The sequence below is a fragment of the Shinella sp. CPCC 101442 genome, assembly GCF_024704725.1.
Classification (GTDB): Bacteria; Pseudomonadota; Alphaproteobacteria; order Rhizobiales; family Rhizobiaceae; genus Shinella.
Map to the genome: position 1 here is coordinate 184,553 of NZ_JALIQS010000004.1, position 14,254 is coordinate 198,806.

The following is a 14,254-nucleotide window of genomic DNA, read 5'->3' on the forward strand; positions in this document are numbered from 1 at the left end:
GCTAGCCAGACACCGTGCACTTGAGATCGGAAAGCAGTCCATCCTTCAAGCCATAGACCCAGCCGTGGATGGAAACGTCCCGGCCGGCCTGCCAGGCGGCTTGCAGCGTCGGCGTGCGGGCAAGACGCTCGACTTGCACGGCGACGGACGTCTCGCACAGCCGGTCGAGGTCGTCGTCGCTCCACGCGCCGCACTCCCGGCATTCGAAGCGCCGGTCGGCGACGTCGCGGATTGGTTGCAGCCAATGGTCGATCAGCCCGAAGCGCTCGCCGCTGACGGCCGCGCGCACGCCGCCGCAGCCATAGTGCCCGCAGATGATGATGTGTTTCACGCCGAGCTGGTGCACGGCATATTCCACCACGGACAGCATGTTGAGGTCAGTGGCGTGGATGAGGTTGGCGACATTGCGATGCACGAAGACCTCGCCCGGCTCCAGTCCGGCGATCACATTGGCCGGCACGCGGCTGTCCGAACAGCCGATCCAGAGATAGTCCGGCTGCTGCAGCTGCGCCAGATGCTCGAAATAGTCGGCTTTCTCCGACTTGCGCTCGTCGGACCAGGCCCGGTTTCTGGCAAAAAGGTCTTCGATCATCACTTGGCTCCGCTGTTGCAGGTGGGGGACCTATCCGCCTGCAGATGCCATCTGTCAAACCGGAGGTCTGCCGCAGAGGCCCTGCCATTAAGCCGTGCTTGACTTTGCCGCCGCCCTTGTCCCATCATAGGGCATGACGACGATGCCCTCCCTTGCCCGGTTTCTGAAACGGTTGTTTCCTCTCGCAGGACACTAGCCCCTCGGTTTGGTCGCGTCGCGCCCCGACCGTGGGGCAATAGCGGTTTCGTTCTAGAACGTAACCGCGCCGTAAAGCGCGACACACATTTCCCAGATTTTGATTGTCCGCGTGCCCTTGAGGCCGCGTGACCCGTATGCGAGGTTTCCATGACTGTTAAGACCAAGAGCGGGCGCCGGCCCGCCATCACCATCGCCCGCTCCGAACACGAGCGCCTGTCCAACCTCGCCGATATGCTGGCCGAGCGCGATCCGCACGCCGCCGAACAGCTCGCCGCCGAACTCGACCGGGCAAAGATCGTCGACGACGCGCGCATGGCGCCGGGCATCATGCGCGTGGGCTCGTTTGCCGAGTTCCGCATCGATGACGAAGCACCGCAGACTGCCGAGCTCGTCTTCCCCGGGGATGCCGACATTTCCCGCCAGCGTATCTCCGTGCTGACGCCGGTCGGCGCCGCGCTGCTTGGTCTGTCCGCCGGCCAGTCCATCGAATGGGCGGCGCGCGACGGCCGGGTGCGGCGGCTCAGCATGATCGCCGTGCACGCGGCCCAGCCCGAAACCGCTCGCGCTTCCTGAGGCTTGCGGCCATGAAATTCCTGTCCTTTTCCATGTCCGGGCGCATCGGAGGCTGCCTCGTCGCAGGATCGTGACCCCCTGTGCCGCAGGCGCGGCCAGGGGGCTTCTCCACCATGGTTTCAAAATGGAGAATGACGATGGGACAGGATCCCGCACTACTGACGATGCGCGACGGCTATGTGCTGGAAAAGATGGCGGCTGACTGGCCACCCTTGACGGAAGAATGGCTGACGCTGCTGCGGCGCAAGCTTTCCAGCCGTCGACTGACGGCGGAAGGCGGCATGCCCGCAGATCTCGCGACAATCGATGCGCGCGTGAATTTCCGCTGCGCCAGCGGGCTTTCCGATACCCGCACACTGTGCCTGCCCGGCACCTACGTACCCGGTGGCGCCTTCCTGCCGGTCACGACCTTCTATGGTCTGGCGCTGCTGGGCCTGCGTGAAGGCCAATCCATGGCTTTCGACCGTCCGGAGGGCCGGCGGGACTGGATCGTGCTGGAAAAGGTGCTGTTTCAGCCGGCCGCTGTCATGGCTGTACCGCCCGAGCCGGAGCGCCCGCGCATCCGGCTTGTTGCCGGCGGTCGCTTCGGGCAGGCTTTCGTCGCCGCCAACGAAAACGGCCCCGGACAAGGTCCAGGGCCGTCCGCTGCCTGAAAACCGGGCGAAGCCCGTTAGATCACGCCCTGCGCGCGCATGGCTTCGGCCACGCGGATGAAGCCGGCAATGTTGGCGCCGAGCACGTAGTTGCCCTTGGCGCCATATTCCTCTGCCGTCTCGGCGCAGCGATCGTGAATGCCCTGCATGATCTGGCCGAGGCGTTCGCGTGCGGTTTCAAAACTCCAGCTGTCGCGGCTGGCGTTCTGCTGCATTTCCAGTGCCGAGGTGGCGACGCCGCCGGCATTCGCCGCCTTGCCGGGGCCGAACAGCACGCCGCCCTCCTGGAAGGCGCGCACGGCTTCCGGGGTGGACGGCATGTTGGCGCCCTCGGCGACGGCGATCACGCCGTTCTTGATCAGCGTCTTGGCGTCCTTGCCGGTCAGCTCGTTCTGCGTGGCGCAGGGAAGGGCCACCTCGCAGGGCACGTCCCAGATCGAGCCCTTGCCGGAGGGAATGAAATGCGTCCCCTTCTTCACGCGGGCATATTCCGAAAGGCGCTCGCGGCGCACTTCCTTGATTTCCTTGACGAGGCCGAGGTCGATACCGTCCTCGTCGAGAATGTAGCCGGAGCTGTCCGAGCAGGCGATGACCCTGGCGCCGTACTTGATCGCCTGTTCCATCGCATAGATGGCGACATTGCCGGAGCCCGATACGGTAACCTTCTTGCCTTCGAAATCCGTGCCACGGCTTTCCAGCATGGCGCGGGTGAAGTAGACCGCGCCGTAGCCGGTCGCCTCCTTGCGCACCAGCGAGCCACCGTAGCTCAGGCCCTTGCCGGTGAAGACGCCGGCCTCGAAGCGGTTGGTCAGGCGCTTGTACTGGCCGAACATCCAGCCGATCTCACGGCCGCTGACGCCGATATCGCCGGCCGGCACGTCGGTATATTCGCCGAGATGGCGGTGCAGCTCGGTCATGAAGGACTGGCAGAAACGCATGATCTCGCCCTCGGAACGGCCCTTGGGGTCGAAGTCCGAGCCGCCCTTGCCGCCGCCGATCGGCAGGCCGGTCAGCGCGTTCTTGAAGATCTGTTCGAAGCCGAGGAATTTGATGATGCCGAGATTGACCGAGGGGTGGAAGCGCAGGCCGCCCTTGTACGGACCGAGCGCCGAATTGAACTGCACGCGGAAGCCGCGGTTGATGTGCACCTGACCCTTGTCGTCGACCCAGGGCACGCGAAAGATGATCTGGCGTTCCGGCTCGCAGATGCGCTCGATCAGCGCATCCTTCAGGTAGTCGGGGTGCTTGGAGACGACGAGGCCGAGGCTTTCCAGCACTTCCCGGGCGGCCTGGTGGAATTCCGGCTCGGCGGGGTTGCGTTGCAGCACCTGGGCCAGGATGGGTTCAAGCTTCTCGTCGACAGTCGCCATGGCGACACTCCTTTCGTCTTTCCTCAAGATCACTGGAAGGGGGCTGCCGGCTTCACACCGGTCAGCCCGCGGTGACATCGTCTTTGCATGGGATCAGATTCCTTGTCCGTACCCGCCCATCAGGCCCGCCGGGCCGGTTTGGGAGAGGCTTTTGGCAAGCGTCGCCAGAAGATCGGTCTGGGAGATGATACCGATGACGCGGTTCGTCTCGTCGGTGACGACGACGGCATGGATGGTGCCGTCGGTCAGGCGCGGCACGAGGCCGATCGCCGGATCCGTTGGCTTCGCCGTCGCTGCCGGCGAGACGGGAAGCGCTGCGGCAAGGTCCGTGGCGGCAAGCTCGCGCAGACCGACAGTCCCGAGAAGACGACCTTCGGCGTCCAGCACCGGCAGGGTGCGGATATCGTGCTCGAGCAGCAGCGCGCGCGCCTCGGCGGCGCTGGCGCCCGCCGTCACCGTCACCACGTCACGCGACATGATGTCGGCGCAGGTGAGATCGCCACGCTGGCGCAGCAACGCCTGCATTTCGACCTGCCGCAAGAGCATGTCGAGGTCGGCGCGGCTGATGTCGAGTGTTTCGTTGAGGCTGGCGATTGCCGTATCGATGTCCTCGGTATTGAAGCCGACGCGCAAGGCGGCCGGTGGATCGGCGGTCTTGTGGGTGTTGACGGCGGCGACGGCCTGCCTGTGCGGATATTGCCGGCCGGCAAGCCGGTGGAAGACCACGCCGAGCAGGACGAGAATCAGCGAATTGATGCCGATCGGCACGATGGGGAACCAGAAGCCGGCGCGAGCGACCGCCGCTCCGCCGATGACAGCCGTCAGCGCGGCCGCTCCGCCCGGCGGATGCAGCGAACGGGTGAGCGACATGACGAGAATGGCGAGCGCCACGGCAAGGCCGATGGCGATGGCGGGATCCCGCACCAGCGTGGAGACGGTGACGCCGACGAAGGCGGAAATCGTGTTGCCGCCAACGATCGACCAGGGCTGGGCAAGCGGGCTCGCCGGCACGGCGAAGAGCAGGACGGCGGAGGCGCCGATGGGGGCGACGATCAGCGGCAGGTGCGGATCCTGGCCCATGAAGAAGCCGCTGACGAGGCCGGTGAGGCAGATGCCGATGAGGGCGCCGAGGCAGCCGATCAGGCGTTCCCTAAGCGTGGCACCGGCGAGAATCGGGGAGAAGAGCCGGAACTTGGACAGAATGCCCGTTTTCTGGGCATCGTGTTGAGGTGGGGCCACGATGATCCTGATCTTGGAAAGGCAGATGATTATTTTTAAGGCTTATGTGCCCAACAGGTCCGTGACGCAAGGGTGCATCGGGAAGATTCTGTTTTGCCGAAAGCGAAGGGGCGGCTGCATCAGCCAACAAAAAAGCCCGGCTGGGCCGGGCTTTTTTGACGACGCTCCTGGTAAATGGAGCGGGGAATTTGGTGCCCAGAAGAGGACTCGAACCTCCACACCCTTTCGAGTACCAGCACCTGAAGCTGGCGCGTCTACCAATTCCGCCATCTGGGCGACGGAGAGCGATGTAGAAGGAGCGCCCGTCGGTGTCAACAGCCTTTTTGAAGTTTTTGCAACGGCTTGGCGAAAAGCTTGTTTATCGGCTTTGTGCCCAGTCGCGGATGCGCTGGAGTCCGGCGGTAAGAAGGCTTGCGGCAGCGGGCTCGTCGGCGGCTTCCACATAGCAGCGCATTTCCGGCGCATTGCCGGAGGGGCGGAAGTGGATCACGCTTTTGTCCTCCAGCGTTACGCGCAGCCCGTCGATATCGCTCGTCGTCTGCGGCACGCCGATGGGTGCGAGGAAGGCGGCGAGCGGTTCGGCGCCAGAGCGCAGCTCGGCCATCAGGGCCGCACTCGTTTCGACGGGGAAGTTTTCCAACCGGTCGCTTGCGGCAGCCGGCAGAGCGAAGCCGGCAGCGACGATGGAGAGCGGCTTCTCTTTTGCGGCGGCGAGGGCCAGCACGGCCAGAATTGGCATCAGGCTGTCGCGCGTCGGCAAGGGGACGAGCGTGTGGCCGTTCACGGCAGAGGGTGTCGCCGTCAGGGTGCCGCCATTCGCCTCGAAGCCCGCGACGGCCGTTTCGCCGGCCGCGACAGCCTCGTTCATCGCGGCGATCACGAAGGGGGAGCCGACGCGGGTGCGCAGCACGCTGCCGTCCACGGCCGCCTCTATACCGGAATTGGAGGTGACGGGGGTGGCGATTGCGGTCGCCCCCAGGAAGCGGCAGGCGATGAGGCCTATCAGGTCGCCACGGACAGGCGTTCCCGTCTCGTCCGCCACGAGCGGCCGGTCTCCGTCGCCATCGGCGGAGACGATGGCGTGCAGGCCGTGCTGCATGGCCCAGCCCTGCAGGAGCGCGACGGTCTCCGGCGAGACGGCTTCGGTGTCCACGGGGATGAAGGTTTCCGAACGGCCGAGCGCGACGACGTCGGCGCCGTAATGGGCAAGCACGTCAACGAACAGATCACGCGCCACGGTAGAGTGCTGGTAGACCCCGACCCGGAGGCCCGAAAGGCTGGTTTGCGGCAGCAGCGTGCGGTTGCGCGCGCCGTAAAGCGCCATCGCCGTCTCATGAAGGTCCTCGGCCGTCTCCTGTGCCGCGTCGAAGATGGTGCCCTCGCTGCGGAGCGCCTCGGCGGCAGCGGTGATTGCCGCCTCGTCCGCCTTGTCGATCTCGCCGTCCGGCCGGTAGAATTTTATGCCGTTGCGATCGGCGGGAATATGCGAGCCCGTCACCATCAGGCTGGCCGCTTTGCGGGCGAGGCCGAGCAATGCCAGCGCCGGTGTCGGCAGCGTGCCGCAGTCCCGGGGGGTAAGGCCGGCCCTGCGCAGGGCCGCAATGGCGATTGCCGAAATCGCGGGGCTGGAGGCCCGGAAGTCACGGCCGACGAGAATTTCGTCACCGGGCCGGGCAATGCCGGCAGCCAGCAGATGGCGGGCAAAGGCGGTGGCATAGAGGGCGGTCGCCGGGCCTTCCAGATCGACCGAGAGCCCCCTGAGGCCGCTGGTTCCGAATTTCAGGCTCATGCAACACCTCTGTCTCTTGCGGATCGGCCGCGCCGCGATAAATCCCTCTAAAGGGTGCGCGCGCGACCATGAATAAAACAAAATGCGTGAACGTAATGCAAAGCAGGGACGTGACAGGGAGAAATCCCGCAGGAACTAGAGAGGATCACATGTCGAAGATCAGAAATCTCGTGTTCGGTTGCGCAATGGGCATCGCCTCCGCAATCGCGCCCATGGGAGCGGCCCAGGCCGTCCCGCTTGGTGTACCGGTGCAGACGACAAGCGACGTGCAGAAGGCGCAGGTGGAGTTCTGCGTCGGCTATGGCTGCGAGCGCCCGCGCTACTATCGCCGCCATCATCGCCCGTATTACGGCTATGAGCGCCGCTACTACCGTCCGCGCTACGAACGGCCCCGCTACTATGGCGGCGGGCGCAACGCGCATGTGCGCTGGTGCTCGAACCGGTACCGGACCTATGACCCCTATACCAACCGCTACCATGCCGGCGGTGGCGTCTACCGGATGTGCTACTCGCCCTATCGCTGATCGCGAGCGGGTTCGAACGGACGGCGGGCTTCGGCCCGCCGTTTTCGTTTCAGGCCCTCTTCATTTCAGGCGGGCGTCTGGTCGGCGCGGTCGGTATGGCCAAGGTCGCGGCCGGGCTCGATGATATCGCGCACCCGCTGCTTCAGTTCCTTCGGTCCCGGAAATCCACCGTCGCGCTTGCGCTCCCAGATCAGCTGATCGTTGACGCGGATTTCGAAATTGCCGCCGGTGCCCGGAAGAAGCGCGACTTCGCCGAGCGCGTCGGAAAACGTCGACAGCAGCTCCTGCGCCATCCAGCCCGCGCGCAGCAGCCAGTTGCACTGGGTGCAATAGAGAATGGAAACACGCGGCTTTTCTGCGGACATGGCAACCTCCTGATCGATTGCCGAAAGCATACAGCAGTGCGCCTGCCTTGGCACGCCGCCTGCACGCGGTCACTTCACGGAAATGTCAACTTAATTCATCAAGTTTTGTCGGTGGACATCTTGTCGCAGCCGGTTTCCTGGAGGAGACGTGGTGCACTGCAACATTCCCATAGGAGCCATCATGACAGAGCTTGCCACCAATCGCCCGCGCCTCATCATCCCCTCGCTCGGCGGCCTTTACTCCAAGCTGTCGGAAAGTGCGGAAACGATCCTGCGCGTCGCAACCGGACTGCTGCTCGTCACCCATGGTTACGGCAAGATCCTCAACCCCTTCGGCGCCAGCGGCATGGTCGAAAGCCTCGGCTTCTATCCGGGCGCTCTCTGGTCGCCGCTGCTGGCTGCCACCGAATTCTTCGGCGGTATCCTGATCGCCATCGGCCTCTTCACGCGCCCGGCGTCCTTCGCCGCGATGATCGTGCTTGCCGTTACCGTTTACTTCCACGGCATCGTGCAGGGTGAGGGCCTTGGCGGCGCGGAGAAGTCGATCCTGTGGACGCTGATCCTGTTCTTCTTCGCCGTGCGCGGCGCCAACAGCCATTCGGTCGACGCCAAGATCGGCCGTCAGTTCTGATCTTTCTGCGGCGGTTGCGGCTTTTGCCGCAGCCGCCCCTCGACGAGCGCCACCAAACTCTCGCCCTCATAGGGTTTTCGCACGATCGGAATGACCTCGAAGCCGACGATGTCCCCGACATTGATGTCTGCGACCGTCGTGAACAACAGCGGCACACGCGCCTCGATCAGCCGCTCGACACGGGCGGTGATCTGCGTCGCGTCGAGCGGCACGTCGAGCAGGCACAGATCGATGTCGGCCAGCATGGCCGAATCCCATTGGTCGAGCTGTTCCGGCCGAATCAGCGTTATGCGGCACTCGAGCGCCGACTTGATCAGATATTCCGCCTCAAGTGCGATCAGGAATTCGCGTTCGGCGATCAAGATGTGCGGGTTAGACGGTTCCATGGCGCCGCACTCCTCTTCCATGCGCAAGCACCGGAAATCACGGCGCTTCGGGAGGCGGACATTGGGCATCATCCCAAAAAGTGTCATTTAAAAAAGACATAGCGACCGTGCAATGGAACAAGTCCTCACGGCTCGCGTTTCAAGAGGCCCGCCGATTTCGGTTTGGCTTGACCTGAGACGTGGAGACATAATGGCGAGCGGTACGGTAGGCCCCCAGCAGAACCGATGGCGCACGCCCTGCCAGCAATGTCCCCTACGCGGCCTTCCCGATTTTAGAGATTTCACGCCGAAGGAGCTGGATTTCGTTTCGCAGTTCAAGAGCGGCGAGCTGTCGATCGAACGGGGTGCGACGATCCTCGTCGAGGGCATGCACAGCGCGCATCTCTTCACGGTGCTGTCCGGCTGGGCTTTCCGCTACAAGCTTCTGCCGGACGGGCGTCGCCAGATCATGAACTATGTGCTGCCGGGTGATCTCATCGGCCTTCAAGGAAGCTTGATGGGCGAGATGGATCATTCCGTCGAGGCGCTGACGCCGGTGACGCTCTGCGTCTTCGAGCGTTCCAAGCTGGAACGGCTCTTCGAGCGCCATGCTTCGCTTGCCTACGATCTCACCTGGATCGCGGCGGCCGAGGAGCGCATTCTCGATGAACACCTTTTGAGCATCGGACGGCGCACGGCATTGGAGCGCACGGCCTATCTCTTGTCCTTCATCCACCAGCGGGCGCATCTGGCGGGCGTGAACGGCGGGCGGCGCGTGATCCCGATTACCCAGCAGCATGTCGCCGACACGCTCGGCCTTTCTCTTGTCCACACCAACAAGACCCTGCGCAAGCTCGCCGATCGCAAGCTGATGCGCTGGCAGGACAAGGGCTGCGAAATCCTCGATGCCGATGGGCTTCAGACACTCGCCGGCTGGGAAGGGCTGCAGCGCGGCCCGCGACCCTTCATCTGACCGGGTGGATTACGCCACATCCCAATGGAGCGGGAACATCGGGTCGAACACCGTCACCGGTCCCGCACCGGTCTCGATCTTCGCCGGAAAGGACACAGGCTCCGTCCGCTTGACGAGGCGGATCGTCTCCTCATTGACCGGCAGGCCGTACCAGGCCGGGCCGTTCAGCGAGGCGAAGGCTTCCAGCCTGTCGAGCGCGCCATCCTCCTCGAAGACATGGGCAAGGCAGCTCATCGTATTGATCGAGGTGTAGATGCCGGCGCAGCCGCAGGCGCATTCCTTCAGCGGATCGACATGCGGCGCCGAGTCGGTGCCGAGGAAGAAGCGCTTGTCGCCGGATGTGGCGGCGGCGCGCAGCGCCAGCCGGTGCTCCTCGCGCTTGGCGACGGGCAGGCAGTAGTAGTGCGGCTTGATGCCGCCGACGAGGATGGCGTTGCGGTTGATGATCAGGTGGTGCGTGGTGATCGAGCCGGCAAGGTTTTCCTTGGACGCCTTGATATAGTCGATGCCGTTCTTCGTCGTGACGTGTTCCATGGTCACGCGCAGTTCCGGCAGGCGCGTCCGCAAAGGATCCAGCACCGTTTCGATAAATACGGCCTCGCGGTCGAAGATATCGACCTCAGGCGTCGTGACCTCGCCATGCACGCACAGCGTCAGGCCGATCTTCGCCATGCGCTCCAGCACCGGCATGGCCTTGTCCATATCGCGCACGCCGCCGTGCGAATTGGTCGTCGCACCCGCCGGGTAGAGTTTGACCGCGCGGATCAGGCCGCTTCTGAAACCGGATTCCACGTCATCGGGGTTGGTGTGTTCGGTGAGATAGAGCGTCATCAACGGCTCGAACCGGTCGCCCTTCGGCAGGGCGGCGAGAATACGGTCGCGATAGGCGGCGGCATCGGCGGTGGTCACGACCGGCGGCACGAGGTTCGGCATGATGATTGCGCGGGCGAAGTGGCGGCTGGTGTCGCCGATCACGCCTTCCAGCATGGCGCCGTCGCGCAGGTGCAGGTGCCAGTCGTCCGGCCGGCGGATGGTGAGGTCTGTGGTCATCTGCTTATCTCCCGCGTTCTGCGGGCTGCGATAGCATCCGCAGGGCCGGACGACAATTCCTCAGAACAGATCGATATGCAGGTCGGCAGGCCGGGAGTTTTCGAGAATCCGTTTTCCGTTCGGCAGGTCGTTGCCGTAGAGCTTCCAGCCGATCTGGTCATCGGGCAGGGCATAGCCCATCCAGCGCTGGCGCAGCCGCTCCTCCAGAACGGCGTAGGGCGGGCCGACGAAGATGGTGAAATCGAAGACGCCGTCGAGCCTGTCCCAGGGCGCATCCTTGAACAGCAGGTAGTTGCCCTCGGCCAGCACGAAGCGTGTTTCCTGCGAAATGGCGCGGGCGGCATTGATGGCAAGCTCGCGGGAACGGTCGAAGACCGGTACCAGCACCTCGCCCTCGGCGCGCTTCAGCGCCTTCACGATGTCGACGAAGCCGCGTCCATCGAAAGATTCGGGCACGCCTTTGCGTGGCAGGAGGCCCCGCTCTGCCAGGATGCCGTTGTCCATGTGGAAGCCGTCCATCGGCAGGATTTCGGCGCTCTCGCCACGGGCGAGAAGGCCGTCCTGCAGCGCTTCGGCAAGCGTCGACTTGCCGGCGGCCGGCGGGCCGGCCAGCCCGACGAGGAAGCGACGCGCGTCTCCCGCGCGCCGCTGGAGTGCATCCACGATGGTGGCGGGCGATATCATGCCGCAATGGCCTCCGACGGCAGCTTGGCGCCCGTCATGAAGGCGACGGCGTCGGACATCGAGTAGTCCTTCGGGTTGATGACGGTCAGCCGCCGGCCGAGCCGGTGGATGTGGATACGGTCCGCCACCTCGAAGACATGCGGCATGTTGTGCGAGATCAGCACGATCGGAATACCGCGCCGGCGCACGTCGAGGATCAGCTCCAGAACACGCCGGCTTTCCTTGACGCCGAGCGCCGCCGTCGGCTCGTCGAGGATGATGACCTTCGAGCCGAAGGCGGCGGCGCGCGCCACCGCAACACCCTGACGCTGGCCGCCCGAAAGCGTCTCCACCGCCTGGTTGATGTTCTGGATCGTCATCAGGCCGAGTTCCGACAGCTTGTCGCGGGCGAACTTTTCCATCGCCGTACGATCGAGCTTGCGGAACACATTGCCCATGACGCCCGGTTTGCGCAGTTCTCGGCCGAGGAACATATTGTCGGCGATCGACAGCGCAGGCGACAGCGCGAGGTTCTGATACACCGTTTCGATGCCCGCCTTCTGGGCCTCGATCGGCGAACGGAAGTTGATCGTCTGGCCTTCAAGCCGGATTTCGCCCTCGTCCGGCGTGATGGCGCCGGAGATCGCCTTGATCATCGAGGATTTGCCCGCTCCGTTATCGCCGATCACGGCAAGAATTTCGCCGGGATAGAGATCGAAGTCCGCATGGTCGAGGGCGGTGACGCGGCCGTAACGTTTGACGAGGCCACGGGCGGTGAGAATGGGTTCGAGAGCCATCAGCCTGCTACCTTTCTGATCCACTGGTCGATTGCGACTGCCGAGATGATGAGGACACCGATCAGGAGGTAGGTCCATTGCGGGTCCGTGCCGATCAGGCGCAGGCCGAGCGAGAAGACGCCGACGATCAGCGCGCCGAAGATCATGCCGAGGATGGAGCCGCGTCCGCCGAAGAGCGAGATGCCGCCGATCACCACGGCGGTGATCGATTCGATGTTGGCGAACTGGCCGGCGGTCGGCGAGACCGAGCCGATGCGGCCGATGAGGGCCCAGCCAGCGAGCGCACAGATCAGGCCGGACAGCGTATAGACCGAAATCAGCATGCGCTTGACATTGACGCCGGCAAGCTCTGCCGCGTCAGGGTCGTCGCCGACGGCATAGACATGGCGACCCCAGGCGGTCTGGTTCAGCACGTACCAGAGCAGCGCGACCAGCAGCACCATGGCGATCACGCCGAAGGTGAAGACCGCGCCGCCGATACGGATGTTGTTGCCGAAGAACTGCAGCAGCGGAGCCTGCGTGGCGAGGTCTTGCGAGCGGATCGTCTCGTTTGCCGAATAGAGGAAGTTCGAGGCGAGGATGATCTGCCACATGCCGAGCGTGACGATGAAGGGCGGCAGCTTCATGCGGGCAACGAGCAGGCCGTTGATGTAGCCGCAGAGCGCGCCGCAGGCGAGGCCGCAGAGCACCGAAACCGCCGGCGGCAGGCCGTAGCGGAAGGTGAACTGGCCCATGACCACGGACGACAGCACCATGATGGCGCCGACCGACAGGTCGATGCCGGCCGTCAGGATGACCAGCGTCTGCGCCGCGCCGACGATACCGACGATCGCCACCTGCTGGAGGATCAGCGTCATGGTGAAGGCGGAGAAGAATTTTCCGCCGAGAACGATGCCGAACACGGCAATTGAAAGCACGAGCACGATGAGGGGCACGGCAGAGGGACTGCCATGCAGGAAGTGCTGGAATTTCTGGATGGCTGTCTTGTCATGCGTATCGAAGGATGCGACCTGCGTTGCGCTGCCGGTCAGCACCTTCTCGAATTCCTGCGAAGGCTGCGAGCCTTGCGGAACTGTTGTTGTCTCACTCATGATCCTTTTCCTCCCCTTCCGATGCCGACCGTCGCGGCAGTGCCGGATAAAATGGGTGCGCGGACGTATCGGCAGAGACGCTTCACACGCACCTGCCGCCTTCTTCGGGCGGCCTCCCGCGCGCAGCGGCCGTGATAAGGACCGCCGATCGCTGGGGACAAAGGTGCCCACGTCTTTTCGCGCTTGTCAAAACAAGGGTGCGTCTATCGCCACCCGATCCGTCCGTAGCGGATTGCCGGCCCGGTCAAACCGGGCCGGCGGGGGCATCAGCCCCAGCACTTGTCCTTGCCGGCCTTGGTGTCGATGGACTCGACGCCTGCCGCCGGCTTGTCGGTGACGAGCGTGACGCCCGTATCGAAGAAGTCCTTGCCTTCGGTCGCCTTCGGCTTTTCACCGGTGTCGGCGAACTTCTTGATGGCCTCGACGCCGAGCGCCGCCATCATCAGCGGGTACTGCTGCGAGGTGGCGCCGATAACGCCATCGGCAACGTTCTGCACGCCCGGGCAACCGCCGTCGACGGAAACGATCAGCACGTCCTTTTCCTTGCCGACGGCCTTCAGCGCTTCATAGGCGCCTGCAGCGGCCGGCTCGTTGATGGTGTGCACGACGTTGATGGACGGATCCTTCTGGAGAAGGTTTTCCATGGCGGTGCGGCCGCCTTCCTCGTTCCCGTTGGTCACGTCGTGGCCGACGATACGGGCATCGTCCTCGTCGCCGATCTTGGAGATGTCCTTAACGTCGATGCCAAAACCCTTCATGAAGCCCTGGTTGCGCAGCACGTCGACCGACGGCTGCGACGGGGTGAGGTTCAGGAAGGCGATCTTGGCGTCCTTGGCGGCGTCGCCGAGGGTTGCGGCGGCCCACTTGCCGATCAGTTCGCCGGCGAGCAGGTTGTCGGTGGCAAAGGTCATGTCGGCGCTGTCGAGCGGCTCGAGCGGCGTGTCGAGGGCGATGACGACGAGGCCGGCGTCACGCGCCTTCTGCACGGAGGGAACGATGCCCTTGGTGTCGGAAGCGGCAATCAGGATGCCCTTCGCGCCATCGGCAATGCAGGTTTCGATGGCGGCGACCTGGCTTTCCGAATCGCCATCGACCTTGCCGGCATAGGCCTTCAGCGTGACACCAAGTTCCTTGGCCTTGGCTTCGGCGCCTTCCTTCATCTTGACGAAGAAGGGGTTTGTATCGGTCTTGGTGATCAGGCAGGCGGTGACATCGGCGGCGGCTGCCGGCGAGGAAAAGGCAACGCCGAGCGCGAGCGCGCCGAGAGCGGCGGAAATGATCGATTTCTTCATCTGTATCCTCCCAAGGACAAAACGGGATGCGCCCGGTTCGGGGCCATCCGGTCGCATGGGCCGGGGGCTCCTCCGCCGGTCCATCCATG

At 64.3% G+C, this 14,254-nt stretch carries 16 protein-coding genes and 1 tRNA gene; 5 read left to right on the forward strand and 12 right to left on the reverse strand.

Going from position 1 to position 14,254, the window contains the following annotated elements:
- Window position 1: 1 nt before the first annotated feature.
- Entirely contained in the window at window positions 2-592 is a 591-nt protein-coding gene (locus MUO32_RS16250) for a carbonic anhydrase (protein ID WP_257949402.1), read from the reverse strand.
- 345 nt (window positions 593-937) lie between these two features.
- Here MUO32_RS16250 and rnk point away from each other — a divergent pair, with 345 nt between their 5' ends.
- Both rnk and MUO32_RS16260 read left to right on the forward strand, forming a co-directional pair.
- Entirely contained in the window at window positions 938-1,363 is a 426-nt protein-coding gene (gene rnk, locus MUO32_RS16255) for a nucleoside diphosphate kinase regulator (protein WP_257949403.1), read from the forward strand.
- 137 nt (window positions 1,364-1,500) lie between these two features.
- Entirely contained in the window at window positions 1,501-2,016 is a 516-nt protein-coding gene (locus MUO32_RS16260; RefSeq protein WP_257949404.1) for a hypothetical protein, read from the forward strand.
- A gap of 17 nt (window positions 2,017-2,033) precedes the next feature.
- On the opposite strand, the gene gdhA is transcribed toward MUO32_RS16260, so the two are convergent.
- From gdhA to MUO32_RS16280, 4 genes are all read right to left on the reverse strand, one after another.
- Window positions 2,034-3,386: an NADP-specific glutamate dehydrogenase gene (gdhA, locus tag MUO32_RS16265; protein ID WP_257949405.1), complete on the reverse strand. Its 1,353-nt coding sequence runs from the start codon at window positions 3,384-3,386 to the stop codon at window positions 2,034-2,036.
- Window positions 3,387-3,479: 93 nt separating this feature from the next.
- Complete coding sequence (locus tag MUO32_RS16270) at window positions 3,480-4,631, reverse strand: HPP family protein (RefSeq protein WP_257949952.1); 1,152 nt, start codon at window positions 4,629-4,631, stop codon at window positions 3,480-3,482.
- A gap of 183 nt (window positions 4,632-4,814) precedes the next feature.
- Window positions 4,815-4,901, reverse strand: a tRNA-Leu gene (locus MUO32_RS16275).
- 82 nt (window positions 4,902-4,983) lie between these two features.
- On the reverse strand, window positions 4,984-6,414 hold the full coding sequence (locus MUO32_RS16280; protein ID WP_257949406.1) for a phosphomannomutase: 1,431 nt from the start codon (window positions 6,412-6,414) through the stop codon (window positions 4,984-4,986).
- Window positions 6,415-6,563: 149 nt separating this feature from the next.
- On the opposite strand from MUO32_RS16280, the gene MUO32_RS16285 reads away from it, so the two are divergent.
- Complete coding sequence (locus MUO32_RS16285) at window positions 6,564-6,938, forward strand: BA14K family protein (RefSeq protein ID WP_257949407.1); 375 nt, start codon at window positions 6,564-6,566, stop codon at window positions 6,936-6,938.
- A gap of 65 nt (window positions 6,939-7,003) precedes the next feature.
- Here MUO32_RS16285 and MUO32_RS16290 read toward each other — a convergent pair whose 3' ends face one another.
- The gene (locus tag MUO32_RS16290) at window positions 7,004-7,303 is read right to left on the reverse strand and encodes a SelT/SelW/SelH family protein (RefSeq protein WP_257949408.1); all 300 of its coding nucleotides are present in this window, start codon (window positions 7,301-7,303) and stop codon (window positions 7,004-7,006) included.
- A gap of 181 nt (window positions 7,304-7,484) precedes the next feature.
- On the opposite strand from MUO32_RS16290, the gene MUO32_RS16295 reads away from it, so the two are divergent.
- Entirely contained in the window at window positions 7,485-7,934 is a 450-nt protein-coding gene (locus MUO32_RS16295) for a DoxX family protein (protein WP_257949410.1), read from the forward strand.
- Here the strand turns inward: MUO32_RS16295 and MUO32_RS16300 are convergent.
- Entirely contained in the window at window positions 7,925-8,320 is a 396-nt protein-coding gene (locus MUO32_RS16300) for a hypothetical protein (protein ID WP_257949411.1), read from the reverse strand. The genes MUO32_RS16295 and MUO32_RS16300 overlap by 10 nt on opposite strands.
- Window positions 8,321-8,510: 190 nt before the next feature.
- Between MUO32_RS16300 and MUO32_RS16305 the strand changes: the two genes are divergently transcribed.
- Window positions 8,511-9,272 carry a Crp/Fnr family transcriptional regulator gene (locus MUO32_RS16305; RefSeq protein WP_257949412.1) on the forward strand — a complete coding sequence of 254 codons (762 nt, stop codon included), beginning with the start codon at window positions 8,511-8,513 and terminating at the stop codon, window positions 9,270-9,272.
- Between the two features lie 9 nt (window positions 9,273-9,281).
- Here MUO32_RS16305 and pyrC read toward each other — a convergent pair whose 3' ends face one another.
- From pyrC to MUO32_RS16330, 5 genes are all read right to left on the reverse strand, one after another.
- Window positions 9,282-10,322 carry a dihydroorotase gene (gene pyrC, locus MUO32_RS16310; RefSeq protein WP_257949413.1) on the reverse strand — a complete coding sequence of 347 codons (1,041 nt, stop codon included), beginning with the start codon at window positions 10,320-10,322 and terminating at the stop codon, window positions 9,282-9,284.
- 60 nt (window positions 10,323-10,382) lie between these two features.
- Window positions 10,383-11,006 carry a nucleoside triphosphate hydrolase gene (locus MUO32_RS16315; RefSeq protein ID WP_257949414.1) on the reverse strand — a complete coding sequence of 208 codons (624 nt, stop codon included), beginning with the start codon at window positions 11,004-11,006 and terminating at the stop codon, window positions 10,383-10,385.
- Entirely contained in the window at window positions 11,003-11,782 is a 780-nt protein-coding gene (locus tag MUO32_RS16320) for an ATP-binding cassette domain-containing protein (protein ID WP_257949415.1), read from the reverse strand. Before MUO32_RS16320 ends, MUO32_RS16315 begins: the two co-directional genes overlap by 4 nt.
- Window positions 11,782-12,873, reverse strand: a complete 1,092-nt coding sequence (locus MUO32_RS16325) for an ABC transporter permease (protein ID WP_257949416.1) — start codon at window positions 12,871-12,873, stop codon at window positions 11,782-11,784. Before MUO32_RS16325 ends, MUO32_RS16320 begins: the two co-directional genes overlap by 1 nt.
- Before the next feature lie 266 nt (window positions 12,874-13,139).
- Window positions 13,140-14,165 carry a sugar ABC transporter substrate-binding protein gene (locus MUO32_RS16330; protein WP_257949418.1) on the reverse strand — a complete coding sequence of 342 codons (1,026 nt, stop codon included), beginning with the start codon at window positions 14,163-14,165 and terminating at the stop codon, window positions 13,140-13,142.
- Window positions 14,166-14,254 lie beyond the last annotated feature (89 nt).

Bases quoted from the DNA above. Each gene is read 5' to 3' on its own strand.
- MUO32_RS16315 (WP_257949414.1), bottom strand. From the start codon at position 11,006: ATGATATCGCCCGCCACCATCGTGGATGCACTCCAGCGGCGCGCGGGA.
- MUO32_RS16250 (WP_257949402.1), bottom strand. From the start codon at position 592: ATGATCGAAGACCTTTTTGCCAGAAACCGGGCCTGGTCCGACGAGCGC.
- MUO32_RS16300 (WP_257949411.1), bottom strand. From the start codon at position 8,320: ATGGAACCGTCTAACCCGCACATCTTGATCGCCGAACGCGAATTCCTG.
- pyrC (WP_257949413.1), bottom strand. From the start codon at position 10,322: ATGACCACAGACCTCACCATCCGCCGGCCGGACGACTGGCACCTGCAC.
- MUO32_RS16260 (WP_257949404.1), top strand. From the start codon at position 1,501: ATGGGACAGGATCCCGCACTACTGACGATGCGCGACGGCTATGTGCTG.
- MUO32_RS16290 (WP_257949408.1), bottom strand. From the start codon at position 7,303: ATGTCCGCAGAAAAGCCGCGTGTTTCCATTCTCTATTGCACCCAGTGC.
- gdhA (WP_257949405.1), bottom strand. From the start codon at position 3,386: ATGGCGACTGTCGACGAGAAGCTTGAACCCATCCTGGCCCAGGTGCTG.
- MUO32_RS16280 (WP_257949406.1), bottom strand. From the start codon at position 6,414: ATGAGCCTGAAATTCGGAACCAGCGGCCTCAGGGGGCTCTCGGTCGAT.
- MUO32_RS16295 (WP_257949410.1), top strand. From the start codon at position 7,485: ATGACAGAGCTTGCCACCAATCGCCCGCGCCTCATCATCCCCTCGCTC.
- MUO32_RS16305 (WP_257949412.1), top strand. From the start codon at position 8,511: ATGGCGAGCGGTACGGTAGGCCCCCAGCAGAACCGATGGCGCACGCCC.
- MUO32_RS16325 (WP_257949416.1), bottom strand. From the start codon at position 12,873: ATGAGTGAGACAACAACAGTTCCGCAAGGCTCGCAGCCTTCGCAGGAA.
- rnk (WP_257949403.1), top strand. From the start codon at position 938: ATGACTGTTAAGACCAAGAGCGGGCGCCGGCCCGCCATCACCATCGCC.
- MUO32_RS16330 (WP_257949418.1), bottom strand. From the start codon at position 14,165: ATGAAGAAATCGATCATTTCCGCCGCTCTCGGCGCGCTCGCGCTCGGC.
- MUO32_RS16320 (WP_257949415.1), bottom strand. From the start codon at position 11,782: ATGGCTCTCGAACCCATTCTCACCGCCCGTGGCCTCGTCAAACGTTAC.
- MUO32_RS16285 (WP_257949407.1), top strand. From the start codon at position 6,564: ATGTCGAAGATCAGAAATCTCGTGTTCGGTTGCGCAATGGGCATCGCC.